This is a genomic window from Pseudomonas sp. 8AS (genome assembly GCF_902506505.1).
Lineage (GTDB): Bacteria > Pseudomonadota > Gammaproteobacteria > Pseudomonadales > Pseudomonadaceae > Aquipseudomonas.
In genome coordinates, this window is sequence record NZ_LR733406.1 from 1,396,518 (window position 1) to 1,422,537 (window position 26,020).

Annotated in this window: 25 protein-coding genes and 2 pseudogenes; 11 read left to right on the top strand and 16 right to left on the bottom strand. The window is 68.1% G+C overall.

The genetic code is table 11. The features are described from left to right. Positions 1-15: 15 nt before the first annotated feature. Positions 16-2,217 (bottom strand): LTA synthase family protein, encoded by a 2,202-nt coding sequence (locus tag GV001_RS06495; RefSeq protein WP_160078829.1) that lies wholly within the window; start codon positions 2,215-2,217, stop codon positions 16-18. Between the two features lie 226 nt (positions 2,218-2,443). On the opposite strand from GV001_RS06495, the gene GV001_RS06500 reads away from it, so the two are divergent. Continuing rightward, entirely contained in the window at positions 2,444-3,280 is an 837-nt protein-coding gene (locus tag GV001_RS06500; RefSeq protein ID WP_160078830.1) for a S1 RNA-binding domain-containing protein, read from the top strand. A gap of 34 nt (positions 3,281-3,314) precedes the next feature. On the opposite strand, the gene cmoB is transcribed toward GV001_RS06500, so the two are convergent. The 8 genes from cmoB to GV001_RS06540 all read right to left on the bottom strand — a co-directional run bounded on the left by cmoB (position 3,315) and on the right by GV001_RS06540 (position 11,674). Next, entirely contained in the window at positions 3,315-4,283 is a 969-nt protein-coding gene (gene cmoB / locus GV001_RS06505; protein ID WP_160078831.1) for a tRNA 5-methoxyuridine(34)/uridine 5-oxyacetic acid(34) synthase CmoB, read from the bottom strand. Further along, positions 4,280-5,023, bottom strand: a complete 744-nt coding sequence (gene cmoA / locus GV001_RS06510; protein ID WP_160078832.1) for a carboxy-S-adenosyl-L-methionine synthase CmoA — start codon at positions 5,021-5,023, stop codon at positions 4,280-4,282. Before cmoA ends, cmoB begins: the two co-directional genes overlap by 4 nt. A gap of 68 nt (positions 5,024-5,091) precedes the next feature. After that, positions 5,092-5,661, bottom strand: coding sequence for a hypothetical protein (locus GV001_RS06515; protein WP_372238513.1), 570 nt, complete (start codon positions 5,659-5,661; stop codon positions 5,092-5,094). Positions 5,662-6,012: 351 nt separating this feature from the next. Then, positions 6,013-6,666 (bottom strand): lysoplasmalogenase, encoded by a 654-nt coding sequence (locus tag GV001_RS06520; RefSeq protein ID WP_160078834.1) that lies wholly within the window; start codon positions 6,664-6,666, stop codon positions 6,013-6,015. 105 nt (positions 6,667-6,771) lie between these two features. After that, on the bottom strand, positions 6,772-7,173 hold the full coding sequence (locus tag GV001_RS06525; protein ID WP_160078835.1) for a protease inhibitor I42 family protein: 402 nt from the start codon (positions 7,171-7,173) through the stop codon (positions 6,772-6,774). 104 nt (positions 7,174-7,277) lie between these two features. Further along, the gene (gene lon / locus GV001_RS06530) at positions 7,278-9,665 is read right to left on the bottom strand and encodes an endopeptidase La (RefSeq protein ID WP_160078836.1); all 2,388 of its coding nucleotides are present in this window, start codon (positions 9,663-9,665) and stop codon (positions 7,278-7,280) included. A 69-nt stretch (positions 9,666-9,734) separates the two neighbouring features. Beyond that, complete coding sequence (locus GV001_RS06535) at positions 9,735-10,433, bottom strand: hypothetical protein (protein WP_256664876.1); 699 nt, start codon at positions 10,431-10,433, stop codon at positions 9,735-9,737. After that, on the bottom strand, positions 10,430-11,674 hold the full coding sequence (locus GV001_RS06540; protein ID WP_160078837.1) for a methyl-accepting chemotaxis protein: 1,245 nt from the start codon (positions 11,672-11,674) through the stop codon (positions 10,430-10,432). The genes GV001_RS06535 and GV001_RS06540 overlap by 4 nt, the downstream gene beginning before the upstream one ends. Here GV001_RS06540 and GV001_RS06545 point away from each other — a divergent pair. After that, a complete protein-coding gene (locus GV001_RS06545; protein ID WP_160078838.1) occupies positions 11,673-12,422 on the top strand; it encodes an AraC family transcriptional regulator in 750 nt (249 codons plus the stop codon). The genes GV001_RS06540 and GV001_RS06545 overlap by 2 nt on opposite strands. 39 nt (positions 12,423-12,461) lie before the next feature. Here GV001_RS06545 and GV001_RS06550 read toward each other — a convergent pair whose 3' ends face one another. Both GV001_RS06550 and GV001_RS06555 read right to left on the bottom strand, forming a co-directional pair. Beyond that, positions 12,462-13,316: a sulfurtransferase gene (locus GV001_RS06550; RefSeq protein ID WP_160078839.1), complete on the bottom strand. Its 855-nt coding sequence runs from the start codon at positions 13,314-13,316 to the stop codon at positions 12,462-12,464. Positions 13,317-13,394: 78 nt separating this feature from the next. Further along, positions 13,395-14,456, bottom strand: coding sequence for an SMP-30/gluconolactonase/LRE family protein (locus tag GV001_RS06555; protein WP_160078840.1), 1,062 nt, complete (start codon positions 14,454-14,456; stop codon positions 13,395-13,397). A 169-nt stretch (positions 14,457-14,625) separates the two neighbouring features. Here GV001_RS06555 and rnd point away from each other — a divergent pair, with 169 nt between their 5' ends. The 3 genes from rnd to GV001_RS06570 are packed head-to-tail and all read left to right on the top strand — an operon-like array spanning position 14,626 to position 16,968. Beyond that, positions 14,626-15,744, top strand: coding sequence for a ribonuclease D (rnd, locus tag GV001_RS06560; protein ID WP_160078841.1), 1,119 nt, complete (start codon positions 14,626-14,628; stop codon positions 15,742-15,744). 1 nt (position 15,745) lies between these two features. Continuing rightward, positions 15,746-16,039, top strand: coding sequence for a YcgL domain-containing protein (locus GV001_RS06565; protein ID WP_160078842.1), 294 nt, complete (start codon positions 15,746-15,748; stop codon positions 16,037-16,039). Continuing rightward, positions 16,039-16,968 carry a D-2-hydroxyacid dehydrogenase gene (locus tag GV001_RS06570; protein WP_160078843.1) on the top strand — a complete coding sequence of 310 codons (930 nt, stop codon included), beginning with the start codon at positions 16,039-16,041 and terminating at the stop codon, positions 16,966-16,968. The genes GV001_RS06565 and GV001_RS06570 overlap by 1 nt, the downstream gene beginning before the upstream one ends. A 94-nt stretch (positions 16,969-17,062) precedes the next feature. Here GV001_RS06570 and GV001_RS20310 read toward each other — a convergent pair whose 3' ends face one another. Next, the gene (locus GV001_RS20310) at positions 17,063-17,944 is read right to left on the bottom strand and encodes a methyl-accepting chemotaxis protein (RefSeq protein ID WP_372238576.1); all 882 of its coding nucleotides are present in this window, start codon (positions 17,942-17,944) and stop codon (positions 17,063-17,065) included. A gap of 234 nt (positions 17,945-18,178) precedes the next feature. Then, a pseudogene (locus GV001_RS20315) lies at positions 18,179-18,685 on the bottom strand (Tar ligand binding domain-containing protein); the annotation flags it as partial. 241 nt (positions 18,686-18,926) lie between these two features. On the opposite strand from GV001_RS20315, the gene GV001_RS06580 reads away from it, so the two are divergent. Both GV001_RS06580 and GV001_RS06585 read left to right on the top strand, forming a co-directional pair. Beyond that, a complete protein-coding gene (locus tag GV001_RS06580; protein WP_160078845.1) occupies positions 18,927-19,376 on the top strand; it encodes a YcgN family cysteine cluster protein in 450 nt (149 codons plus the stop codon). Between the two features lie 58 nt (positions 19,377-19,434). Then, the gene (locus GV001_RS06585; protein WP_160078846.1) at positions 19,435-20,658 is read left to right on the top strand and encodes a hypothetical protein; all 1,224 of its coding nucleotides are present in this window, start codon (positions 19,435-19,437) and stop codon (positions 20,656-20,658) included. A gap of 198 nt (positions 20,659-20,856) precedes the next feature. On the opposite strand, the gene GV001_RS06590 is transcribed toward GV001_RS06585, so the two are convergent. Both GV001_RS06590 and GV001_RS06595 read right to left on the bottom strand, forming a co-directional pair. Beyond that, positions 20,857-21,327 carry an RNA methyltransferase gene (locus GV001_RS06590; RefSeq protein ID WP_160078847.1) on the bottom strand — a complete coding sequence of 157 codons (471 nt, stop codon included), beginning with the start codon at positions 21,325-21,327 and terminating at the stop codon, positions 20,857-20,859. 56 nt (positions 21,328-21,383) lie between these two features. Continuing rightward, positions 21,384-21,677 (bottom strand): annotated as a pseudogene (locus tag GV001_RS06595) (YajD family HNH nuclease); the annotation flags it as partial. Between the two features lie 132 nt (positions 21,678-21,809). On the opposite strand from GV001_RS06595, the gene GV001_RS06600 reads away from it, so the two are divergent. Next, positions 21,810-22,100: a hypothetical protein gene (locus tag GV001_RS06600; protein WP_160078849.1), complete on the top strand. Its 291-nt coding sequence runs from the start codon at positions 21,810-21,812 to the stop codon at positions 22,098-22,100. A gap of 3 nt (positions 22,101-22,103) precedes the next feature. Here the strand turns inward: GV001_RS06600 and GV001_RS06605 are convergent, their stop codons facing one another. After that, positions 22,104-24,155: a S9 family peptidase gene (locus GV001_RS06605; RefSeq protein WP_160078850.1), complete on the bottom strand. Its 2,052-nt coding sequence runs from the start codon at positions 24,153-24,155 to the stop codon at positions 22,104-22,106. 104 nt (positions 24,156-24,259) lie between these two features. Between GV001_RS06605 and GV001_RS06610 the strand changes: the two genes are divergently transcribed. The 3 genes from GV001_RS06610 to GV001_RS06620 are packed head-to-tail and all read left to right on the top strand — an operon-like array spanning position 24,260 to position 26,016. Continuing rightward, a complete protein-coding gene (locus GV001_RS06610; RefSeq protein WP_160078851.1) occupies positions 24,260-24,739 on the top strand; it encodes an MFS transporter in 480 nt (159 codons plus the stop codon). Positions 24,740-24,786: 47 nt separating this feature from the next. Continuing rightward, positions 24,787-25,224: an HIT family protein gene (locus GV001_RS06615; RefSeq protein WP_160078852.1), complete on the top strand. Its 438-nt coding sequence runs from the start codon at positions 24,787-24,789 to the stop codon at positions 25,222-25,224. Positions 25,225-25,236: 12 nt separating this feature from the next. Then, on the top strand, positions 25,237-26,016 hold the full coding sequence (locus GV001_RS06620) for a class II glutamine amidotransferase (protein WP_160078853.1): 780 nt from the start codon (positions 25,237-25,239) through the stop codon (positions 26,014-26,016). The last annotated feature ends 4 nt before the right edge of the window (positions 26,017-26,020 follow it).

Sequence of the window (26,020 nt, forward strand, 5' to 3'; positions counted from 1 at the left end):
GCGCACCCTACGGGATTAGTGCGCCAGGGTTTCCAGGGTTTCTTCCGCGGCCTGCGCGGCGATCAGTTCCGGCGGCAGCGGCTCGGTGACCACGCTGAAGTCGCTGATGCGGATGGCGCCGCGGCCTTCGCCGAGCAGGTGGAAGGAGAACGCCTTGCGCGTCTTGGGGTTGTCGAAGTCGAAGCTCAGCGTCACCGTCTTGCCGCGCTGCAGGGCCGGCAGCTCGGGGATGCTCAGTTGCACGTCGCGGTCGAATTCCTTGGTCTTCAGGCGCAGGCTGGCGCCATGGCGGTCGAGGCGCACGGCCTCGATCTTCAGGGTCACGCGGGTGCGCGTGCCTTCGGGCATTTCCAGGTATTGCGCGCCGATCAGGTTGTCCGCCCAGTCATCACGTGCCTCGGTTTTCAGGTCGATGCGCTCGCGGTTGGCAAACTGGTAGCGCTGGCCGACCTGGCCGCCGCTGATCGACTGGTCGAGCAGGGCGGCGCGCTGGCTGACCAGGCGCGCCTGCTTGCCGCTGATACGCCCGAGGTACTCGGCCTGGTCGGCAATGAAGCCCTTGCTGGTATAGCGCCGGCAGACCTGCTGGAAGTTGCATTCGGTGAACACGGCGCCGTCGTGCTGGCGCAGCATGCCGTTGGTGTAGGACATGATCTCGCGGCTGCTGCTGTAGTCGCGAAACAGCGAGCGTCCGGCGATGTTGTCCGGCACCGGCAGGGCGAAGTAGTCGAGCACCGAGGCGGTCAGGTCGACATGGCCATAGACGCCGGGCTTGACCCTGGGCAGGGCGGCCTGGTCGGGCGCCAGCACCAGGTTGAAGCCCCAGGCCGAAGCCAGGCGCACGTTTTCCAGGCCGTGGGACTCGTCGGAGGTGACGATCACCAGGGTGTCCTTGAGCACGCCCTGTTTTTCCAGACCCTCGAGGAAGTCGGCCACGGCGTCGTCCAGGTAGCCGATGGCGGCCTGCTTGGCGGTGGGGTAGCGCTCCAGGTATTGCTTGGGCGCGGAGTAGGGCTGGTGGGTACCGACGGTGAGCAGGGTGAGCATCCACGGCTGCTTGTGCTTGCGCAGCTGGGTCACGTACTTCAGCGCGCCCTCGAAGTAGGCCTTGTCGTCCATGCCCCAGGGGAATTCCAGGTAGGGCTTGTTGCGGAACCACTCGCGGCCGTGGGTCTGCTGGAAACCCATCTGCGGCATGATCTGGTCCTTGGCCATGAAGCGCAGTCCAGCGCCCTGCAGGAAGTGGGTGCTGAAGCCCTGGGAGCGCATCTGCGCCGGCAGGCACTGCTCGCTGCGCGCCTGGTTGTTGAGCAGTTCGACGCCCTTGGGCGTGCCCGAGTCGAGCTTGCTGTAGTCGCCGCAGAGCATGGCATACAGGCCACGGATGGTCTGGTGGCTGTGCAGCACGTAGTCGGGGGTGGTCATGCTGCGCTCGGCCCACTGGCTCAGGCGCGGCATCAGCTCTTCGCTGTAGCTGCTGCCGAGCGCCGCGCGGTTGGCGGCGATATAGGCCCCGGGAATGCCTTCCAGGGTGACGATCAGCACGTTGCGCGCCTTGCCGGCGCCGGCCAGCAGCGGCGTACCGGAGAGGTCCAGTTTGCTCAGGTCGGCGATATCCGGCGGGCTGCTGGCGTCGTCGCCGTCGAGCCAGTCCTCGACGCCGAGCTGGGCGCGGTTGAGGCTTTCCGCCAGGAGCTTGTGCGGCAGGTTGAACTGCTGCCACTGGTCGGCTTCGCTGGGGTTGAAACGCTGGTCGGCGGCGTGGCCCAGCAGCAGGGCCAGCGGCACGGCCAGGCTGTAGCGCGGCAGTGCCGGCCAGCGCTTGCGCCCGCTGAGCAGGCAGGCCAGGGCGGCGCCGATCAGGGCGATGGCCAGCGCGGGATAGGTGATTCCGGCGCCCTGGGTGGAGCGGCCGACGAACTGCGGGTCACTCAGGTATTTCAGGTCGCCCGGCTCGGGCATGCGGCCCACGGCCGCGACCAGCTCGGCGTTGCCCAGCAGCATCAGGCCCCAGGCCAGTATCAGCGGCACCGCCAGCAGCGGCCGGCGGTAGCTGAGCAGCAGCAACAGGCTGCCGATGCCGAGGTCGGACAGGTAGCCGGCCAGGCTCGACCAGCCCAGCCAATAGCGACTGGCAATCGGCAGGATAATGAACAGCAAGCCGAGGGCGCAGAGCGACACGGCAGGGTATGGCAGCCAGCGGCTGAAGGGACGCACAGGAGCTCCTGAGATCGGACAGCGAGAATCCGTGTAGCTATGACCAGTTCGGCGAGCCGAAGTTGCTGCCTGCCATGATTCTGAAACATGACCGTGTTACGCGCCAGTGGCGAATGTGCGGCTAACCGGCCGCAGGCGGTGAGCGGGCGCCGGCCATTCGCCTGTCGGGGCAGCGCGCGGCAGTGGCAACGGGTAGAATGCCGGCCTTGCAGACAAGGTGGTGAACATGGCTCTGATCGGGCGCTACAACTCATTGCAGGTGGTCAAGCAGGCCGATTTCGGCCTCTATCTGGACGGCGGCGCCGACGGCGAGATCCTCCTGCCCAACCGCTACGTGCCCAAGGGCGAACCGAGCGAAGTCGGCGACTGGCTCAACGTGTTCGTCTACCTGGACAGCGAAGACCGCATCATTGCCACCACCGAACGGCCCAAGGTCCAGGTGGGCGGCTTCGCCAGCCTCAAGGTGGTCGAGATCAACCGGGTCGGCCTGTTCCTCGACTGGGGCCTGCCCAAGGACCTGCTCCTGCCGCATTCGGAAGAGAAGCGCCCGCTGCAGGTCGGCGACTACTGCGTGGTGCATGTCTACCTGGATAAACGCACCAAGCGCATCACCGCCACCGCGCGCCTGGACCGCTACCTGGACAACACGTCGCCGCGCTACAAGGTCGGCGAGGCCGTGGATCTGCTGGTGGTGGAGCAGACCGACATGGGCTTCAAGGCCATCATCAACAACCAGCACTGGGGCCTGATCCACAAGAACGAGGCGTTCAAGTTCCTGCGCAGCGGCATGCAGGAGAAGGGCTTCATCAAGGAACTGCGCGCCGACGGCAAGATCAGCCTGAGCCTGCAGCCGGTCGGCCAGGCCGCCGCCAGCAGCCTCAGCGAGCAGATCCTGGCCCGCCTGCGCGAGCAGGGTGGCAGCCTGGCGCTGAGCGACAAGAGCGAGCCGGCAGCCATCACCCAGGCGTTCGGGGTGAGCAAGGGCAACTTCAAGAAGGCCATCGGCGGCCTGTTCAAGCAGGGGCTGATCGTCATTCACGACGACCGCATCGAGCTGGTCTGAGCCGCGCTCGGGCTTATCGGGTGCGCCGCCTGAATCAGGGTTTGCGCGCCACCAGCACGGCGCGGGTCGGCGCCGGCAGGCCTTCGACGGTGCGGCCGTGGTCGGCCGGGTCGAGGAAGTCCGGCAGCGACTGGAAGCGCATCCAGTCGGTGGCGCGCTGTTCCTCGACGCTGGTCACCGACACGTCCACGCACTGCACATCGACGAAACCGGCGCGGCGTAGCCACAGTTCCAGGGCCGGCACCGAGGGCAGGAACCAGACGTTGCGCATCATCGCGTAGCGATCTTCCGGCACCAGCACCTGCTGGGCATCGCCTTCCACCACCAGGGTTTCCAGCACCAGTTCGCCGTCCTTGCGCAGGCAGTCCTTCAATTCCAGCAGGTGGTCGATGGGCGAGCGGCGGTGGTACAGCACGCCCATGGAGAACACCGTGTCGAAACCTTCGAGTTTGGCCGGTAGTTCTTCCAGGGCCAGCGGCAGGTGCCAGGCCGGCAGGTCCGGCAGGTAGTGTTTCACCGCGAGGAACTGGTTGAGAAACAGCCAGTTGGGGTCGACGCCGACCACGCTGCCAGCGCCGGCGCCGAGCATGCGCCACAGGTAGTAACCGTTACCGCAGCCTACATCGAGGATGCGCTTGTTCTTCAGGTCCAGGTGCGGGGCGACCCGCGACCATTTCCAGTCCGAGCGCCATTCGGTGTCGATATGCACGCCGAACAGGTCGAACGGGCCCTTGCGCCAGGGGATCAGGCCCTGCAGGGCGCCGAGCAGCTGGGCGCGAGTGGCTTCATCGCAGGGGCCGTCGAGCAGCAGCTGCTCGCGCAGTTCCTGGCGTTCGGCCTGCAGTGCCGGCAGGCTCTGCACGGCGGCGTACCAGCGCTGCAGGTCGCCGTGGCCGATGGCCAGCTTGGCGTCGATCTGTGCCGGCAGGTCGGCCGCCCAGTCCTGCAGCGGGCTGCCGGCCAGGGTCTGTTGCAGGGCGTCGAGGTCGAGGGCGGCGATCACGGCAGGGCCACCAGCGAGGCGAAGTTGAGGCACTGGAACCAGGGCACCACCTGGCTGAAGCCGGCGGCGAGCAGACGCTCGCGGTGCTGCTCCAGGCTGTCCGGCTTCATCACGTTTTCCAGGGCGCTGCGCTTCTGGGCGATTTCCAGCTCGCTGTAGCCGTTGGCGCGCTTGAAGGCGATGTGCAGCTCGGTGAGCAGGGCGTTCTGCTGCTCGTCCTCGAAACGCAGCTTCTCCGAGAGGATCAGCGCGCCGCCCGGCAGCAGGGCCTGGCGGATGCGCGTGAGCAGAGGCAGGCGTTGCTCGGGCTCGATGAATTGCAGGGTGAAGTTGAGCGCCACCAGGGAAGTCGGGGCGAACTCCAGGGCGAGGATGTCGCCTTCGCGCACCTCCACCGGCAGCAGTTCCTGGAACATCGAGTCCTGGGCATGCAGGTACTCGCGGCAGCGCTCGACCATGGCGTGCGAGTTGTCCACCGCGATCACCCGGCAGCCTTCCGTGCGCACATGCCGGCGCAGGGCCTGGGTCACCGCGCCGAGCGAGCTGCCCAGGTCGTACAGCGCCGAGTTGGGCTGGGCGAACTGCGCGGCCAGCACGCCGATGTTCTCGACTATGGTCGGGTAACCGGGCACCGAGCGCTTGATCATGTCCGGGAACACCCGTACCACGTCCTCGTTGAAGGTGAAGTCCTGCAACTCGGCATGGGGCTGGGCGAAGAGGCGATCGGGCTGGGTGGTCACGGCAATTCCGGGCGTTCTGGCGAAAAGGCCGGCATTTTAGCCAAGAGCCGGCCCGGGCCCAACCACCATCACTTCAACTGGTCGGAAAAGAACTCACCGGCGCCCTGCAGCGGGCCCAGCGGGTTGCGCTTGACCTCGTAGCGGCGGATGTTCGGCTCGCCGTTGCTGACCTTGTGCACCAGCACGTCGTCGACCAGCACGAACACCGCGCGGAAGGTCCAGCCCTGCAGCTCGCGCTGCTTGCGGAAGTTCAGCACGTCGGCCCAGAAGCTGCCGACCCGCTGGGTGTCGGTTTTGTTGAATTCGAAGGCGTAGCCGATGCAGCGGTCCTTGGCCTCCAGGCACTGGATCAGGCTGGACGGCAGGTAATCGATGGGCACGTTGGGCTGCACGAACATCAGGCGCAGGTCGATGAACGAGAGCATCTTGCCGTTGCCCTGAGCCAGGGGATCGAAGCCCAGGGAGAACAGCTCCGTGCGCGTGGTCTTGCCGGGCACGGCCTGGGAGTAGCGGACTTCCGCATCGAGATAGTCGCTGAACGGCGAAATCGCCTCGGCGCGTTCGCTGGGCAGCAGGCTGCTGCAACCTGTCAGGCCCAGCAATGGGAACAGCATGATGACCCATGTGTGGCCGCGCATCATCCTCTCCTGATTAGCCTTACCTTCTCTCTATAGACGATTTGGCGAAGGCCTGCCGTCTCAAAAATTGGACACAGGGTAAAGGTTTGTTACACCCGTACCAGGCTCCGGATGGCGCGGGCCGAGGGGGCTGGCGATGGGGATGTCAGGGGATCGCTTGAAGGCGGTCGGCCGGCCAATGGATGCTCGTCCCAGAGCCTTGGCACGTGGCTGGCGCGGCTTGCTCAGGGGTGCCGCCGCGGGCTTGCCCAACGCCCTTGTTGGGGTGTCTTTCCCGACGAACGGAGACACGGGCCACCCTTGCCCAAGGGCTTGCGAGCAACCAGCTGCCCCGGCGGGTCGTCCGTCCCGCTAGGGGCGAGGCCGGCTCGGTGGCAGGGCCAGCACCGAGGCGGCGATGCCCCACTGGCCCAGCCAGTAGCTGAGGATGATGGCGTAGCGGGCGCCTTCGAAGGGGGCGACGAAACGGTTGAGGCCGATCAGGCTGTCCGACAGCACGAACAGCAATGCGCCACCGGCGGCCTGCCAGTTCGAGCGGGCGCTGCCGGCCGTGCCTAGGCGGGCCAGGGCGCGCCAGAGCATGCAGCCGATGGCCAGGCTGTAGACGGCGACCGGCAGCAGCAGTTCGCCCAGATCGGCGCTGGCCAGCAGGGCGAACATGCCGCCGGCGACCAGGCCGGCCAGCAGCAGGGCGACTGGGGCCGGGCGCCGGCAGGCGCCGAGGTAGGCAACCAGGTAGGCCAGGTGGGCGAGCAGGAACGCGCCGAGGCCGAAGACGAACAGGTCGGCCGGCCACTCCAGCAGCAGGTCGCCGACCAGGGACAGCAACAGGCCGCTGCCGATCCAGCGCCGGTAGGCACTCGGCGGTGCCGTGCGCAGCCACAGCAGCAGGGCGATTAGCGGCAGGGGTTTGCTCAGCAGGCACAGGCTCTTGAGTTCGAGTTGCAGGCCGAGCAGGAACAGGGCAACGCCGCCGAGGGCGAGCAGGCAGGCAAACAGGCGCATGGGGTGGGCTCTCGTTTTTGCCCATTATTGCCGCCGGGCGCCGCGCGGGGCGGGCCCTGCACGCCAGGGCGAGCGGCCAATGGCGTCAGCGCGCTGCCAGCCGGCTCAGCGCACCTCGATCCGGCAGTCGAGGGTCTTGGCCGGCGCCACCCCGGCTTCCCAGGGCCGCTGGTAGTGCATCAGCAGGCGCCCGCTGCCGTTCTGCTGCGCCAGATAGCGCCAGGTCGACTGCCCGGCGCTGCCGACCAGGCCGGCGTCTTCCGGGGTGGTGTAGACCTCCGGGCCGAGGCTGCGCAGCACGCCCGGCGCGGCATCGGCCACTACCCAGCGAAAACCGGTAGTCGGGTTGCTGGGCAGGCGGATGGTCAGGGTCTGGCCGTTGTGCAGCTGCATCGGGCATTTGCCCAGCTGTTTTTCCTCCAGGCTGACGCTACTGGGTTGCTGCTGGGCGCAGGCGGCCAGGAGGATGAGGGCGGCGGGCAGCAGCAGGCGCTGGGGGCGGTTCATGGCGGGGCTCCGGTGGCAACGAAAACCCGCACAGCATAGCGGTAATGGGCTGGTGCTGGCATGGCCCCGCAGCGCGGGGCGGCATGCCGTGCCGGGCCCGGCGGTCAATCGAAGAGCAGCCTGGCCACGTCGGCGAAGCGCTTGGCGAAGTGCACGTTGAGCCCTGCCTTGAGGTAGTCCGGCAGCTCGGCGAAGTCGCCGCGGTTGGCTTCCGGCAGGATCAGTTCATTGATCTTCTGCCGCCGCGCGGCGATGACCTTTTCCCGTACCCCGCCGATCGGCAGCACCTGGCCGGTGAGGGTCAGCTCGCCGGTCATCGCCACGCCTTTCTTCGGCGCCTGGTTGCGCGCCAGGGAGAGCAGGGCGCTGGCCATGGTGATGCCGGCGCTGGGGCCGTCCTTGGGCGTGGCGCCTTCCGGCACGTGCAGGTGGACGAAGGCCTGGTCGAAGAAGCCGGGGTCGCCGCCGAATGGCTTGAGGTGCGAGCTGATATAGCTGTAGGCGATCTCCGCCGACTCCTTCATCACCTCGCCCAGCTGGCCGGTGAGCTTGAAGCCGCGATTGAGGGTGTGGATGCGCGTGGCCTCGATCGGCAGGGTGGCGCCGCCCAGGCTGGTCCAGGCCAGGCCGGTGATCACCCCGACCCCGGACAGCAGCAGCTCGCTGCGGAACAGCGGCATGCCCAGGTAGTTTTCCAGGTCCCTGGGGCCGATCTTGACCTTGCGCTCCGGCTGCTCCAGCAACTGGACCACCGCCTTGCGCACCAGCTTGCCGAGCTGCTTCTCCAGCTGGCGCACCCCGGCCTCGCGGGCGTAGCCGTCGATCACCGCCTTCAGCGCCGCGTCGCTGATGCTCAGCTGGGTCTTGCGCACACCGGCCTTTTCCAGCTGCTTGGGCCACAGGTGGCGCTTGGCGATGGCCAGTTTTTCCTCGGCGATATAGCCGGACAGGCGGATCACTTCCATGCGGTCGAGCAGCGGGCCGGGAATCGAGTCCAGGGTGTTGGCGGTGCAGACGAACAGCACCTTGGACAGGTCCAGGCGCAGGTCCAGGTAGTGGTCGAGGAATTCGACGTTCTGTTCCGGGTCGAGGGTTTCCAGCAGCGCCGAGGCCGGGTCGCCCTGGAAGCTGGTGCCCATCTTGTCGATCTCGTCGAGCATGATCACCGGGTTCATCACCTCGACCTCCTTCAGCGCCTGCACCAGCTTGCCGGGCAGGGCGCCGATGTAGGTGCGGCGGTGGCCCTTGATCTCCGCCTCGTCGCGCATGCCGCCCACGCTGAAGCGGTAGAACGGTCGGCCCAGGCTCTCGGCGATGGACTTGCCGATGCTGGTCTTGCCCACCCCCGGCGGGCCCACCAGCAGCACGATGCTGCCGGCGATCTCGCCCTTGAAGGCGCCCACGGCGAGGAATTCGAGGATGCGCTCCTTCACGTCATCCAGGCCGGCATGCTGGGCGTCCAGCACCCGGCGTGCGCGCCTGAGGTCGAGCTTGTCCTCGCCGAGTACGCCCCAGGGCACGCTGGTTGCCCAGTCCAGGTAGTTGCGCGTCACCGCGTATTCCGGCGAGCCGGTCTCGAGGATGGCCAGCTTGTTGAGTTCCTCGTCGATGCGTTTCTGCGCCTGGGGCGGCAGGCTCTTGCCGGTCAGGCGGGCGCGGAACTCGTCGACATCGGCGCTCCTGTCGTCCTTGGTGATGCCCAGCTCCTGCTGGATGATCTTCAGCTGTTCCTTGAGGAAGAACTCGCGCTGGCGCTCGCCGATCTGGCGATTGACCTCGGCCGACAGCTCGTTCTGCAGGCGGGCCACTTCCACTTCTTTGCGCAGCAGCGGCAGCACCTTCTCCATGCGCTTGAGGATCGGCACGCAGTCCAGCACCTCCTGCAGCACGGCGGCCGGGGCGGTGGTCAGGGTGGCGGCGAAGTCGGTCAGCGGCGAGGGCTGGTTGGGGCTGAAGCGGTTCAGGTAGTTCTTCAGCTCCTCGCTGTACAGCGGGTTGAGCGGCACCAGTTCCTTGATCGCGTTGATCAGCGCCATGCCATAGGCCTTGACCTCGTCGCGCGGGTCGTCGGCGCTCAGCGGGTATTCCACCTCGGCCAGGTAGGGCGGGCGATGGCGCTTGAGCCAGCCGCGGATGCGCACCCGCGACAGGCCCTGGGCAACGAACTGCAGCTTGCCGTCGACGCGGCTGGCATGGTGGATGCGTACCAGGGTGCCGTGCTCGGGCAGGCTGGTGGTGTCGAAGTGGCGCGGGTCGTCCAGCGGCTGGTCGACGTAGAACAGCGCCAGGCATTTGTGCTCGGTGCTGGCCACCAGGTCGAGGGTTTCGGCCCACTGCTCTTCGCTGACGATGACCGGCAGCACCTGCGCCGGGAAGAACGGGCGGTTGTGGACCGGGATGACGTACAGCTTGTCCGGCAGGTTCTGCCCCGGCAGGGCCAGGCGGGTGCCCGGGGCCGTGATGAATTCCGCGTGGTGGTCTTGCTCGCTCATGGGACCCTTCCAGATCGATCGCTCTGCAAGGGTAGATGGGGCGGGCCGGCCGGCTTTTCAATCCGCCATTCAGTTCAGGCGCTGGCGCAGCTGGCCGAGCTGCTCGTCGATCAGCGGAGTGAGCAGGCTGAAGCACTCGGCTGGGGCGATCAGCACCCGCGGCGGGTCGATCAGCTGCCGCTGCAGGCTGTCCAGGGCGCGGGCCAGGCCGCTCTGGCGGGCCGCACGCGGTTGCAGGCGCTGGCTCAGGTAGCGCAGCTGCACCTGCAAGGGCAGCGGGCAGCGCGGCGCCCCGGCACCGCGCACGGCCAGGCCGCGCAGGCGCGCCAGCTCCTCCAGCTCGCGGCAGTCGCGGGCGATGCCGGCGGGCTCGGCGTGCAGGCCGACCAGTTGCAGCTCCAGCAGCTGGGTGTGTTCCAGCAGCTGCTCGATCAGCTGGCAGTGGCCGTCGAAGTCGCCGGCCTGCTGGCGCAGCGGCAACCAGTGCTGGCGCAGCCCGTCCAGGGCGGGTTCGGCCGGGGCTTCACGCCAGAGCGCGTCGATCTCCGCGGCCAGGGCCTGGCATTGCTGGCGCGCCGGTGCGCCGCCCTGGCCGCCGAGGCCGCGGTGCTTCTGGATGCGCTGGAGCAGCTCCAGGCACAGCAGCAGGCCCTGTTGCAGAGCCTGGCGGCGCTGTTGCGTGCGGCCGCGCTTGCGCCAGCGGAACAGGCCGGCGCCGAGCAGCAGGGCGGCACTGGCGGCGCCGGCGAGCAGGAGAGTGGGGCTCATGGCGCGGTGCCTCCGGTCAGGCGGGTGAGGTACAGGGTGAGCTCGTGCAGCTCGTGGTTCTCTGCGCTCTGCTGCTGCAGGGCGGCGCCGATCTGGTGCAGCTGCTGGTTGAGCGACTGGTTGGCCTGGGTGTGCTCGGCCAGGGCCTGGCGCATGGCGCCGAAGCGCTGCAGGGTGTCCTGGCTGAAGCCGGCCTGGCCCCGCAGCTGCTCCGCCAGCTGGCTGCTCTGCCGGCTGCTGGCGTCCAGTAGGTCGCGGTGCTCGCCGACTTCGCCGTGCACCTGGCCGACGGCCCGGGTGATCGCACCGACCACGGCGGTGATCTCGCTGGCCGCGCTGTCGGTGGATTGCGCCAGGTTGCGCACCTCCGCAGCGACCACGGCGAAGCCGCGGCCATGCTCGCCGGCGCGGGCCGCCTCGATCGAGGCATTCAGGGCCAGCAGCTGGGTCTGCTTGGCCAGCGCCTGGATCAGTTGCACGGCGCGCTCCACGGCGCCGGTATGCTGCAGCAGCTGGCCCACCGCTTCGGCGGTGCGGCCCAGGCTGAGCTGGATGCCGTGCATGGTGGCGCCCACCTGTTGGGCATCCTGGCGGCCGTCCTCACTCATTTGGTGCATTTGCGCGAAGGCCTGCAGCGCCTGTTCGGCCAGGCCCTCGATGTGCAGCAGGGTCTGGCTGATTTCCTCGCTGGCGGCGGCGATCATGTCGACCCGCTGGCTCTGCTGTTCGCCCTGCTGCTCGGTCTGCCTGGCCATGCGTTCCAGCGCGGCGCTGGCGAACTGCACTTCGCTGCGCAGGCGCTCGGCACTGCGTTGCTCGCCGCTGCAGCTGACCAGCAGCTGCGCCGCTTCGGCCTGGCCACCGAACAGGCTGGCGAGCTGCTGCAGGAGGCGCTGCTGGTCACGCTGCAGGCGCCACCAGAGCAGGTGCTGGGCGCCGCCGAGATAGAGCAGCAGGAGCAGCAGCGCGGCGGCCGGGTAGGGCTGGCCGAGCAGGGCCAGCAGGGTGGTGGCGAGGGCGAGCAGGGCGAGCAACCAGGCCCGCACCGAGCCGCAGCGTTCCAGGCAGTAAACGCCGAGTTCCAGCATAGGGGCATCCAACTTCAGACAGGGCAGTAATGCCTGGGGCGTAGCAAGATGCTGGCCAGCCGGGCAGATTTGCCTGCCGCCTGTCGGTAGCCCTGTCGTTGCCCGGCCCGACTGGGTAAAGTGCAAGATTACCCCCGACCTGCACCCGCACATGCTCAAAGCCCGCCTGCTGCGCCTGGACGACCAGGCCCACGAACATGCCCACGACTATCACCAGCTGGTGATGTCGTTGTCCGGGCGCGCGGAATTCGAGGTCAATGGCCGCGGCGGCGAGGTCTGCCGCATGCGTGCCTGCCTGGTGCCGGGCGATGCCGACCACCAGTTCGCCGGCATGGGCGACAACCGCATGCTGATCCTCGACCTGGACGAGCAGGGCACGTCTTCGGAAGACCTCAGCCTGCTCGCCGAGCTGTTCGAGAGCCCGCGCTACCCGGCGCTGGATGCCGACTTCCAGAACCTGCTGAGCTATGCCGGGGCCGAGCTGGCGCGCTATGGCAGCGACCCGCACCTGGCCCGCGCCCTCGGCGGCGTGCTGCTGCGCGCGCTGCACCTGCGCCTGTTCGGCGAGCAGACCGCGCCGGGGGGCGGCGCGCTGGATGTCGAGCGGCTCGACCGCTACATCGCCGAGCACCTGGCGCGGCGCATCACGGTGATCGAGCTGGCCCAGGTCGCCTGCCTGAGCCCGAGCCACTTCCATGCCCAGTTCAAGGACAGCCTCGGCCTCACCCCGCACCAGTACCTGCTCAAGACCCGCCTCGACCGTGCCGCGCGCCTGCTGCGCGAGAGCCCGCTGCCGCTGGTGCGGATCGCCGAGGAGTGCGGCTTTTCCAGCCAGAGCGCGCTGACCACGGCGATGCGCCGCTACCTCGGCCTCACTCCCAAGCGCCTGCGCAACCAGTAAGCGCCAGGCCAGCGGCTCCACCCACCGTTAGCGCAGCACTCAGTCGCCGGTCGCCACCGGACGGGCCGGGTCGGTCACCCATTCGCTCCAGGAGCCGGCGTACAGCTGCGCCAGCGGGTAGCCGGCCAGGCACAGGGCGAACAGGTTGTGGCAGGCGGTGACGCCCGAGCCGCAGTAGGCCACCAGTTCCTGCACCGGGCGCTCGCCGAGCAGGGCGGCGAAGCGCTGGCGCAGCTCGGCGGCGGGCAGGAAGCGCCCGTCGCTGTCCAGGTTGTCGGTGAACAGCGCACAGCGGGCGCCGGGAATATGCCCGGCGACCGGGTCCAGCGGCTCCACCTCGCCGCGAAAGCGCGGCAGGGCGCGGGCGTCGAGCAGGGTCAGGGCCGGGCTGTGCAGGTCCTGCTGCAGCTGCGCGGCATCGCGCAGCAGGCTGGCGTCGGCCTGGCCGCTGAAACTGCCGGGGCTGACCGCCGGGATGGCCGCGTCCAGCGCCAGGCCGGCGGCCTTCCAGGCCTTGAGCCCGCCATCGAGCAGGTACACGCCCTCGCGCTTGCCCAGCCAGGCCAGCAACCACCAGGCCCGCGCGGCGAAGGCGCCGGGGCCGTCGTCGTACAGCACCACCTCGCTGTCCTGGTTGATGCCCCAGGCGCGCAGGCGCGCGAGCAGCTGGGCCGCCTCCGGCAGCGGATGACGCCCGGTCACGCCCTTGTGCACCGGGCCGGACAGGTCGCGTTCCAGGTCGGCGAACTGCGCGCCGGGAATATGCTCCTCGGCGTAGCTGCGGGCGCCGTAGCCCGGGTCGTCGAGGGCGAAGCGGCAGTCGAGTAGCACCAGGTTCGGCTGGTGCAGGCGGGTCTGTAGTTGAGCGGGGCTGAGCAGTTGCGCGAGCGGCATGGGAACTCCGTTGGCGGATGCGGGACGGTAATCAGCATAGGAACAGGGCGAGGCGCTGTCGCCCTGTTCGGGTCGGGTTCAGCGGTACTGCAGCTTGCCGATGCGGTCGTTGTTCAGGCTGCCGAAGTAGAGGTAATTGCCCACCGGCTTGACCGAGGTGACCATGCGCAGGTGCGTGCCGCTGGTGTCGTGCAGGCTCTGCACGATCTGCCCCTGCTCGTTGAGCGCGATGGCCAGGCCGTAGTCCTGCGGCTTGGGCCACATCGAGCGCGGCAGCTTGGCCAGCTGGGCCTTCAGCCAGGGCTGGTTCTGCAGGAAGTCGGCGTCGGCCTTGCGCGGGGTCGGCAGGGCCACCCAGAAGGTGCCGGCGCGGTCGCCCTGCAGGTTGTCCGGCATGCCCGGCAGGTTGTCGATGAACACGTCGTGGCTGCCGGCCTTGTCGCCCTTCAGCCAGTAGCGGGTGATGCGGTAGCGGTAGGTCTCGTTGACCAGCACGAAGTCCTCATTCTGCGACAGTGCCACGCCGTTGGCGAAGTACAGGTCCTTGAGCAGGGTCTCGCTCTTGCCGGTGGCCGGGTCGTAGCGCAGCAGGCGGCCGTAGGGGCGGCCTTCGAGCAGGTCGAGCAGGTAGTCCGGCTGGTGGAACTTGCTGGAGGCGTCGCTGAAGTAGATGCGCCCGTCGCTGGCGATGTCGAGGTCGTCGGTGAAGGCGAACGGCACGCCGTCGGCCTCTGTGGCGAGCACTTCACTCTGCCCGGCGGGGCTGATGCGCAGCAGGCCCTTGTAGGCGTCGGCGACGATCAGGTTGCCCTGGGCGTCGAAGTCCATGCCCAGCGGGCGGCCGCCGGTGGCGGCGAATGTCTCGGCCTTACCGTCGGCGCCGATGCGCACGATGCGCCCGTCATGCAGGCCGGCGTAGACGCGGCCCTGGGCGTCCACGGCGGTGTCTTCCGGGCCGTGGATCTGGCCCTGGGCCAGCAGCTCGGCCTTCATCAACGTGTCGTTGGGCTCCAGGGCGCCGGTCATCAGCGGCGCCAGCGGCGGTTGCCAGGCCAGCGGGTCGATCGGGCTGGGGGTGAGGGCCAGGTAGCCGGCCGCGCCAGCGATCGCCAGGGCCAGCAGGCTTAGGAGTTTCTTCATCTTGTTCTTCCCTGTGCTGAGATGGGCGGCAGTTTAACCCTTAAGTCATGCCGTAGAGGGTTGCTTGGGTTCTGGAATAGGCGGATATAAGCCAGGCGTTCCGTGCTGGCAAATGCCCGGCCCGTGTGCCGGGCATATATACTGCGCGACATTGCCCAAGGAGTGCCGCGTGGCTATCGATATTCAGTGGATCCTCGACGACGCCAGCCTGGCCCGTCACTGCGCCGACTGGCGGCGTCTGCCGTTCGTTGCCCTCGACACCGAGTTCATGCGGGTCGACACCTTCTACCCGATCGCCGGCCTGCTGCAGGTGGGCGATGGCGAGCGCGCCTTCCTCATCGACCCGCTGGGCATCGGCGACTGGTCGCCCTTCGCCGAGTTGCTCATTGATCCGGCCGTGGTCAAGGTGCTGCACGCCTGCAGCGAAGACCTGGAAGTGTTCCTGCGCCTGACCGGCAGCCTGCCCAGCCCGCTGTTCGATACCCAGCTGGCCGCCGGCTACCTCAACCTGGGCTTCTCCATGGGCTATTCGCGTCTGGTCCAGGAGGTGCTCGGCATCGAGCTGCCCAAGGGCGAGACCCGCTCCGACTGGCTGCAGCGCCCGCTGTCGCCGACCCAGATCAGCTACGCCGCCGAGGATGCCCAGCACCTGGCCGAGGTCTACCGCGTGCTGCAGCCCAGGCTCGGCGCCGACAAGCTGGCCTGGGTACTGGAAGACGGCGCCGAGCTGATCGCCAACCTGCGCCGCGAGACCGACCCCGAGCAGCTGTACCGCGAGGCCAAGCTGGCCTGGAAACTGTCGCCCCAGCAGCTGGCGGTGCTGCGTGCCCTGTGTGCCTGGCGCGAGCGCCAGGCGCGGGCGCGCAACCAGCCGCGCAACCGCATCATCCGCGAGCATTCGCTGTGGCCGCTGGCCAAGACCCAGCCGGACAACCTGGTGGCCCTGGCGCGCATCGAAGACATGCACCCCAAGACCGTGCGCCAGGACGGCGAGACCCTGCTCAAGCTGATCAGCCAGGCCGCCAGCCTGCCACCGGCCGAATGGCCCGAGGCGCTGCCGGCGCCGCTGCCGCTGGAATCCACCGCGCTGCTGAAGAAGCTGCGTGCGGTCGGTCAGCGCGAGGCCGAGCGCCTGCAGATCGCCCCGGAACTGATGCTGCGCAAGAAATCCCTCGAGGCCCTGCTGAAAAGCGGTTACCCGGACGGCCCCTACCAGCTGCCGGACAACCTGCGTGGCTGGCGCCGTGAACTGATGGGCGATGCGTTATTAGCCGCCCTGGAAGCCTGATATGAAGAAAATCTGTTCGATCTACCGCAGCCCGCGCAAGAACGAGATGTACCTCTACGTGCTCAAGGCCGATGAGCTGAAGCGCGTGCCGGAAGGCCTGCTGGCCGCCTTCGGCCCGCCGCAGCTGGCGTTCAGCCTGGTGCTGTCGCCGGACAAGTCGCTGGCCCGTGAGGACATCCACAAGGTCCTGGAAAACCTCGAGACCCAGGGCTACCACCTGCAGATGCCGCCGCCGGAAGAGGACTACATCCAGCACCTGCCGGAAGAGCTGCTGCGCCGCAACGACCCGGTCTGATGCGGATACTCCTCGCCGAACAGGGCGCCGCGCATTACGCCGAACTGCTCGCGGCCGCCGCGCCGCAGCTGCAGCCGGTGGCTGGCGATGAGCGGGAGCTGGCTCGCCAGGCCGCCAGCTGCCCGATCTGGCTGGGCCAGCCGGACCAGCTGGCGCCCCTGCTGCGCCAGGGCCAGCGGCCGCAGTGGCTGCAGTCGACCTGGGCCGGCATCACGCCGCTGCTGGCGGCCGGGCTGCCGCGCGACTATGCGCTGACCCGCGCGGTCGGCATCTTCGGTCAGGTCATGGCCGAATACGTGCTGACCTACCTGCTGGCCCATCGCCGGCGCCTGCTGGCGCGCCTGGTCAGCCAGGTGGAGCAGCGCTGGGACGCCTTGCCGCCGGCGAGCCTGCGCGGGATGAAGGTGCTGATCGTCGGCGCCGGCGATATCGGCTGTGCGGTGGCGCGGTTCCTCGAACCGTTCGGCGTCGAGCTGCGCGGCATCGCCCATTCGCCGCGCGCCATCGCCCCGTTCGCCGAGGTGCATGGCCTGGCCGCGCTGGCCGAGCAGGCCGCCTGGGCCGAGGTGCTGGTCAACCTGCTGCCGGACACCCCGGCGACCCGCGATATCTTCGACGCCGCGCTGTTTGCACGGATGCCGGCGCAGGCCCTGTTCATCAATGCCGGGCGCGGCGTGGCGGTGGTCGAGGCCGACCTGCTGGCGGCCCTGCACGGCGGCCTGCTCGGCGGCGTGGTGCTCGATGTGTGCCGCCAGGAGCCGCTGCCGCCGGGCCATCCGTTCTGGGAGGCGCCGCGCCTGCTGCTCACCGGGCACAGTTCGGCACCGACCGAGCCGGCGGCCATGGTCGAGCTGTTCCTCGACAACCTGCGCCGCTGGCAGACCGGGCAGGAGCTGCGCGGCCGGGTGGATTTCGCCCGCGGCTACTGACCGTCAGCAGCAGATCCCGGCTCTGTCGTAGGAGCGCCGCCTACACCGGGCCGGTGTGAGGTGTGCTGCTGCCTAGAGTCTGTGTGACAGGCTCTTAGAAACTGAAACGCTGCAGCATGCCCTGCAGGCGCCCGGACATGGTCTGCAGGCCCTGGATGGCCTGGACTATGCCGCTCTGGGCCGCCGAGTTCTCCTCGACTACCTGCGCCACCCGCTCCACGTTCATCGCCACTTGCTCGCTGGCGGCGCGCTGCTCCTGCAGGGACAGGGAGATCACATTGACCGCCTGCAGCGACTCGCCCAACGCCGTGCGGATGTCCTGCATCGCCGTGCCAGCCTGTTCCACCAGCTGCGTGCCGCTGCTGAGCCGCTCGCGCCCGGCGCTCATGCTGCTCCTGGCCTTGTGCATGCCGCTCTGGATCGAGTCGACCAGGCCGACGATTTCGGTGGTCGACTGCGCCGTGCGGCTGGCCAGGCCGCGCACTTCGTCGGCCACCACGGCGAAGCCGCGGCCCTGCTCACCGGCCCGTGCCGCCTCGATGGCGGCATTCAGGGCGAGCAGGTTGGTCTGCTCGGCGATGCCCTTGATCACGTCGACTATGGCGCTGATGTTGGCCGACTGATCGGCCAGTTGTTCGATATCCGCCGCACTCTGGGTCACCAGTTCGGCGATGCCGCGCATTTCCGCGATGGCCGCGGCGGTCACGCGCAGGCCGTCGTCACTCAGGCTGCCGGCCTTCTGCGCCATGTCGCGGGTCTGCTGGGCATTCTCGGCGATCTGGCTGATGCTCACCGCCATTTCTTCCATGGTGGCGGCGATGGCCGAGGCGGTATCGCTCTGGATATTGGCGCTGTTGAGCACCTGCTCGGAGGAGGCGGCCAGTTGCAGGGAGGCGCATTCGATTTGCTCGGAAGCCTCGCCGATATTGCCGATCATGTCGCGCAGGCCATGGTGCATGCTCTGCACCGACCTCATCACCCCGGTGCTGGCCTGTTCCAGGCTGGTTTGCGTGGCCAGCTGGCCCTGGGCGATGCGTGCGCTGATGGCTTCCAGTTCGCCCGGTTCGGCACCCAGCTGGCGTTTGAGCAGACGGGCGAAGTACAGGGCCTGGGCCGCACCCAAGAGCAGGCCGAGCAGCAGCACCGCCACGCTCAGCTGCAGGTTGCTGGCATAGGCGCTCTGACCCAGCTCGAACTGATGCTTGGCTTCGAGCAGTTGCACCTCGATCAGCTCGGAGAACTTGGTCGAGAGGGGATCGATCAGCGGGTAGAGGCGGCTGTCGGCGAATTGTCCGACCGCGCTCAGGTCGTTCTGTCGCAGCATGTGCTGCAGCTCGTCGAGCGGTTGGTTGGCGTCGGCCATCAGTGGCTTGATCGCTTCGATCAGGCGGCTTTCCTCGACGATCAGCTGGGTCGCCAGGTAGGCCTGCCAGGTGTCCTCGATGCGTTGCCTGGCCTGTTCGATCAGTTGCTGCGCCGCCGCCGGCGTGAGGGCTCCGCTGCGCGCCTTGTGGGTGGCGTCGACGATGTTCACCGCATACAGGTCGGCGATCAGCTTGAGATCGCGCAGCGGTACCACGCGGTCGAGGTAAACGGTTTCCAGGCCGCGCACGGTAGTCTTGAGGCCATGCATGCCGAGCAGGCCGACCAGCAGCAGACCGGATAACAGGATGACAACCAGCAGCAATAGATGGGTTCTGATCTTCCAGCTTTTCATTATTATCTTCCTTGACGAAAGGCGGCTTCCGTTGCGCCGTGGCGATAGGCCAGCGTTGCATCCAGCCTAGACTAGATCTGCCCGATTTCAGTAAAAACTGCACGCTTGGTCAGCAACGTTGCGGGTGGCTAAGCGCGTGCCATTATCATCCGCGCGATCCGCTAACCATCAGTCGCCGGCGCTTGGCCCGCCCTCGCGCAAGGGCTAGACTGCCGGCCTTTTCCGCCCAGCAGTCCGAGTCATGGCCGCCAAAGTCGAACCCTTCTGGAAACGCAAGACCCTCGCCCAGCTTGATCAGGACGAGTGGGAGTCGCTGTGCGACGGCTGCGGCCTGTGCTGCCTGCAGAAACTCGAGGACGAGGACGACGGCAGCGTCTATTACACGCGCATCGCCTGCAAGCTGCTGGACCTGCAGACCTGCCGCTGCACCGACTACGCCAAGCGCCGCGCCCAGGTGCCGGACTGCATCCAGCTCACCCCGGCGCAGGCCGACCAGTTCCAGTGGCTGCCGCCGACCTGCGCCTACCGCCTGGTCAGCGAGGGCAAGGACCTGCCACTCTGGCACCATCTGGTCTGTGGCGACCCCGACGCGGTGCACCACGAACGCATTTCCCAGTCCGGCCGCATGCTCAGCGAGAACAGCGTGGCCGAGGAGGACTGGGAGGAGCATCTGATTTTCCGCGCCGGTTGAGCGATTCGCGCCAAGGCTGGTCCTAGGCCTATACCTGTTCATGCATGGAGCCTGCACAATGCCCGCCCGTCTCAAACTGTTGTCCGCCGCCATCCTGCTGGGCCTGAGCGCGCCGCTCTGGGCGGCGAAGAAAGTCGACCTGGACTACCAGGTGCGCTTCCTGCCCGAAAGCGACCAGGCCGAAGTCAGCCTGATCCTGGAAAACAGCGACCTGGTGCGCAGCCTGACCTTCGACCTCGGCGACAAGGGCTACTACAGCGACTTCCAGGCCGACGGCAGCTGGCAGCAGGACAGCCCGCAAAGCGGCACCTGGCAGCCGGGCAAAGGCAAGAGCAGGCTCAGCTACAGGGTCAAGGTCAACCACCCGCGCCAGTCCGGCAGTTTCGACGCACGGATGACGCCGGACTGGGCCCTGCTGCGTGGCGATGACCTAGTGCCCAGCGCGCACCTGGTCAAGGACGACCAGGTCGAACTGGTCGCGCGCCTGCAGTTCGAGCTGCCCAAGGGCTGGAAAGGCGTGGAGACCGGCTGGCCGCGCATCGGCGAGAACCGCTTCCGCATCGACAATCCGGCGCGCAAGCTGGACCGCCCGACCGGCTGGATCCTCGCCGGCAAGATCGGCAGCCGCCGCGCGCGGCTCGGCGATACCGAGGTGACCGTGGCCGCGCCGGTGGGCGAGGGCATGCGGCGGATGGATATCCTCACCCTGCTGACCTTCATCTGGCCGGAAGCCCAGGCGGTGTTCCCGCGCGACCCGGCCAAGCTGCTGATCGTCGGCGCCGGCGACCCGATGTGGCGCGGCGGCCTGTCGGCGCCCAATTCGCTGTTCATGCACAGCGATCGCCCGCTGATCAGCGAAAACGGCACCAGCTCCCTGGTGCACGAGCTGGTCCACGTGTTCAGCCGCATCCGCGATACCGACAAGAGCGACTGGATCAGCGAAGGCCTGGCCGAGTACTACGCCATCGAACTGATGCGCCGCGCCGGCGGCATGAGCGAGGACCGCTACCAGGCGATCCGCAAGAAACTGATCGGCTGGAGCAAGCCGGTCGAGACCCTGCGCAGCGAGGAGTCCAGCGGGCCGAGCACCGCCCGGGCGGTGCTGCTGCTGCAGGAGCTGGACCGGGAAATCCGCAAGCACACCAACAACCAGCGCTCGCTGGACGATGTCACCCGCGGCCTGATGCGCCTGGACAAGGCCAGCACCAAGGACCTCATCGAGATCAGCGAGAACGTCATGGGCCGCGCCTCGGATGTGCTGGACAGCCCGTTGTTGCGCTAAGCCAAGACTGCTCCAGCGGGCGGCTTCAGCCGCTCCTGCGCAAAGCCCCGAGTGCCTTAGAACCTGTTTACGATCTTTTGGACTAGAGCCAGACAAGGCAAAAACAGCCGAGGAAGCGGAGTTTACAGCTGTAAATGAGCATTCCGAGGCTGTTTTTAACGCCGTATGGCCGACGGCCAGGAGATCGTAAACAGGCTCTTAGAACAACGGCCCCGAGCGGGTGTTGTTGCCCTTGGCCAGGCGGTCGTAGAGCACCACGTTGACCGTGGCCGCCAGGTTCATGCAGCCATTGGTGGGGATGTACACCACTTCGTCGCCGCACCAGTCGCGGATGGCCTTGTCCAGCGAACCGTCTTCCGGGCCGAAGATGTACAGCGCGCGATCCGGGTGGGTGTAGTCGGGCAGGGCGCGGGCGCCTTCCACCAGCTCCACCGCCACCGGCGTGCAGCCCAGCGGCACGATGCGGCGCAGATCATCGATGTTGATCAGCGGAATGTCCTGGTGGACCTTCTTGGTGTCGGTGACGAAGTCCTTGGCGCGGTCATAGCGGGTGCCGGTGTAGAACACCGAGCTGACGCCATAGCAGCCGGCGGCGCGCATGATCGAACCGACGTTTTCCGGTGACTTGGGGTTGAACAGGCCGATGCAGCTGTAACGTTTGTTGGCCACGGTGAGGCTCGCGCAAAAAAACGCGATTATACGGGCGCGGCCAGGCCGGCGCCCGGCTACTCGTCCTTTTTCAGCAGGCTGGCCAGGTCGCCGAAGGCCTTGTAGGTGGTCTTCGCCGCCTGGGGGCTGGCGGTGGAGCCTTCGGCGAAGTACTGCTGGTCGGTGTAGCGCGAGTGCTCGTTGTCGTGACAGAACAGGCACAGCAGTTCCCAGTTGGAGCCATCCGCCGGGTTGTTGTCGTGGTTGTGGTCGCGGTGGTGCACGGTCAGCTCGCTCAGGCGCTTGCCGCTGAACTCGCGGGCGCAGCGGCCGCACACGTGCGGGTACATCTTCAGGGCTTTCTGCCGGTAGTCTGCTTCGGCCTTGGCCGACAAGGTGTAGCTGGGGTTGGTGCTCATGGCAGGACCTGTGGTCGGGTGGCGAACGCGGTGGTTCCGATGCTGCCAGAATAAAGCCAAAGTCCGCGCAGCTGGAGCCCCCCGATGCGACTTTTTCCCCGCATTAGCCTGATCCTGCCGTTGCTCCTCGTTTCCACCCTCAATATGGCCGGGCCGCCACCGGGCTCGCCGGGTACCGCCACTCCGCAGCCCTATGGCCAGCCGCAGGCTCGCCCCCTGGGGGGCAGCAACCGCAATCCGCCCCTGCTCAACAGCCCGGCCCAGCACCGGCCGTTGAGTCAGCCGCGGCCGGTGCCCAGGGATCAGCCCCTGCCGCAGCTGGAGCGGCCGCGCACCTCCAGCCCCGCGCCGGCCAGGCCGGCCGGGCAGCGCTGAGGCTCAGGCGCGCCCCAGCACCTTGAGCAGGAAGGCATATTCCAGTGCCACGTCCTTGAGCCCCTGGTAGCGCCCGCTCATGCCGCCATGGCCGGCGCCGAGGTCGGTCTTCAGCAGCAGCAGGTGGTTGTCGGTGCGGGTGGCGCGCAGCTTGGCCACCCATTTGGCGGCTTCCCAGTACTGCACGCGGCTGTCGTTGTAGCCGGCCACGGCGAGCAGCGCCGGGTAGGCCTGGGCGCGCACGTTCTCGTAGGGCGCGTAGCCCTTGATCCGCTCGTACACCTCGGGCTGGTGCGGGTCGCCCCATTCGTCGTACTCGGTGACGGTCAGCGGCAGGTCGGGGTTCTGCATGGTGTTGAGCACGTCGACGAAGGGCACTTCGGCGATGGCCGCGGCGAACAAGTCGGGACGCTGGTTGAGCACCGCGCCGATCAGCAGGCCGCCGGCGCTGCCGCCGCTGATGGCCAGCTGCGCGGGCGAGGTCAGGCCGGCAGCGATCAGATGCTCGGCGCAGGCGATAAAGTCGCCGAACGTATTGGCTTTATGCTCCAGCTTGCCGGCCCGGTACCAGGCCTCGCCCAGCTCGCCGCCGCCGCGCACGTGGGCGATGGCGAAGACGAAGCCGCGATCGAGCAGGCTCAGGCGCGCATGGGAGAACCAGGGGTCGAGGCATTCGCCGTAGGCGCCGTAGCCATACAGGTAGAGTGGCGCCGGCTGGCCTGCGGCGAGCACCTCGCGGCGCGCCACCAGGCTGATCGGCACCTGGCTGCCATCGGCGGCCGTGGCCCACAGGCGGCGGCTCTCGTAGGCGTCGGCATCGAACGGGCCTTCCACCGGGGTCTGTTTGAGCACCTTCTGTTCGGCGCTGCGCAGGTCCAGCTGGCGGATCTGCGCCGGGCGGCCCAGCGCCTCGTAGCGCAGGCGAATCACCGGGCTGGTGAACTCCAGGTTGTCCTGTACGTGCAGGCTGTAGGCGGCATCCGGCAGTTGCACCGGATAGGGCGTGGCGCCCTGCGGGTGCACCTCGATGATCGGCAGGCCGCCCTGGCGCAGGCTGAGGATGAAGGCGCCGGCATTCAGGCTGACGCCTTCGAGCATGCGCTGCGGGTCGTGGCCGATCAGTGGCTGCCAGTGCGCGCGGGTCGGTTGCTGTGCGCTGGCCCCGCTCCCTTTGACGCAGAACAGGGCGAAGTTGATGCCGCTCTGGTTGCTGCGGATCAGCCAGGTCCAGGCGCCGTCCAGCTGGCCGTGATCCACATAGTATTCGTGGCCTTCCTCGCGCGGCGCCAGGCAGGCGAATTGGCCCTGCGGCGTGTCGGCATCTAGCACCCAGCTCTCGCTGGTGGTCTTGCTGCCGAGCAGCAGCACCAGCTGGCGTTCGGAACTGGCGCGGTAGCAGCTGAGGAAGAAGCGCCCGTCGCTTTCCTCGAACACCAGTTCGGCGCTGGCCTCGCCCAGGCGGTGGCGGTGCAGCTGGTGCGGACGATGGCAGTCGTCGAGGGTGGTGAAGAACAGGGTCTGGCTGTCGTTGGCCCAGGTCAGGCTGCCGTCGCAGTCTTCGAAGGGCAGGGCGCTGACGGCGCCCGTGCGCAGATCCTTGACGAACAGCTGGTAGACCTCGTCGCCGGCGGTATCCAGGCTGTAGCCGAGCAGATTGTGGTCCGGGCTGGTGCTGAAGGCGCCCAGCGCCAGGTAGCCGTCGCCGGCCAGCTGGTTGGGGTCGAGCAGCAGCTGTTCGGTGCTTTCGTCCACCGTCAGGCTGCCGTCGGCCGGCAACGGGCAGCGGTAGTGGCGCGGGTATTCGTCGCCGGCGGTGGTGCGCTGGTAGTACAGCCAGGGGCCCCAGGGCGTCGGCAGCGACAGGTCGGTCTCGCGGATGCGCCCCTTGATCTCCTCGAACAGCGCCTCGCGCAGCGGCGCCTGCTCGGCCAGCTCGGCCTCCAGGTAGGCGTTCTCCGCCTTGAGGTAGTCGAGCACCTCGGCGGCGTCGCGCTGCTCCAGCCAGTGGTAGGGGTCGGCAGCGGCTTCGCGGCGGGCAATCGGGGCGTTGGGCATGGGGCTTCCAGGGTGGCTTGGGGGTGCCGGCGACGGCAGGGGCGCCGGGGCGCGCAAAAGCCGTTATCATAAGCGCCCCTTTGCCGGCCAAGCCATCAACCCGCATGACTGAACAAGACTATCTGCTTGCCTGGGCCATTTACGTCGTTTCCGCACTCGGCTGCCTGCTGGTCTGGTTCCAGATGACCGGCTGGATCTGGCGCTGGCTGCGCGAGCCGCTGCGCCTGCTGGTGGCCGTGCTGCTGCTGACGCCGACCCCGGTCGACCCGGCCCGCGAGCTGTTCGCCCCGGCCATCGCCATCACCGCCATGGATCTGCTGCTCAAGGTCGGCAACAACGCCTGGCGCGCGGTGGCCGATCTGGCCATGTACGGGCTGATCGCCTTCGGCGTGTGGCTGGCCTTCGCCGCCCTGCGCTGGCCGATCGAGCGCTGGTGGAACGCACGGCGTGCGCCGGCGCCAACCACAGCGGCGGAAGACGAGCCGACCCTGCGCGAAATGATGGCCCGCGACGAGGGCGTGCACGGCGATACCCGCCTGGATGCCAACGGCGACCGCCGCCTGCGCATCGAGCCGCGCCTGTAAGGCTTGCCCCGCCAAGGCCCGCAAACGGCAAGAGACAAGGAGTGCCCATGGACTGCGTGTTCTGCGCCATCGTCGACGGCCGGCTGCCGGCCCACCTCGTCCATGAGGACGAACACTTCCTGGTGTTGCTGGATATCTTCCCGTTGCGCCCGGCCCATCTGCTGATAGTCGCCAAGGGCCATGCACCGCTGCTCGCCGACCTGCCGCCGGTTGCCCGCGAGGCCCTGCTGGCCTTGGCCGACCGGGTGGGCCAAGCGCTCTATCGCAGCGATCCGCGCGTGCTGGGGATCAACTTCCTGATCAACGACGGCCCGGTAGCCAATCAGCACGTACCGCACCTGCATCTGCACCTGATTCCGCGCCGCACAGGCGACCTGCCGGCGCTATGCTGGCGCATCCTTACCCGCTTCCTGCCGCTGGACCGCAAGCGCATCGAGGCGCGGTTGCAACAGCACGCGCAGCGGCTGCGCAGCGCCCTGCAATGAGAGTCAGCAAGCATGTGTGAACTGCTCGGCATGAGTGCCAACGTCCCCACCGATATCGTCTTCAGCTTCACCGGGCTGATGCAGCGCGGCGGCGGCACCGGCCCGCACCGCGACGGCTGGGGCATCGCCTTCTACGAGGGCCGCGGCCTGCGACTGTTCCAGGACCCGGCCGCCAGCGTCGAGTCGGAAGTGGCGCGCCTGGTGCAGCGCTACCCGATCAAGAGCGAGACGGTGATCGGCCATATCCGCCAGGCCAACGTCGGCCAGGTCGCGCTGGCCAACACCCATCCCTTCGTGCGCGAGCTGTGGGGGCGCAACTGGTGTTTCGCGCACAACGGCCAGCTGGCCGCTTTCGCCCCCACGACCAGCTTCTACCGGCCGGTGGGCGACACCGACAGCGAAGCGGCCTTCTGTGACCTGCTCAACCGCGTGCGCAGCGCCTTTCCCGAGCCGGTGCCGGTCGAAGCCGTGCTGCCGGTGCTGATCCAGGCGGCGCAGCACTACCGCCGGCACGGCGTGTTCAACTGCCTGCTGAGCAATGGCGACTGGCTGTTCGCCTTCTGCTCGAGCAAGCTGGCGCAGATCACCCGCCGTGCGCCGTTCGGCCCGGCGCGGCTGAAGGATGCCGAAGTGGTGGTGGATTTCCAGGCGGAAACCACGCCGAACGACGTGGTCACGGTGATCGCCACCGAACCGCTGACCGCTAACGAGCGCTGGAACCTGTTCCAGCCGGGCGAATGGAGCCTGTGGCGGCGCGGTGAGCGCGTGGCCCACGGGCAGATGGGGGAGTAGGGCA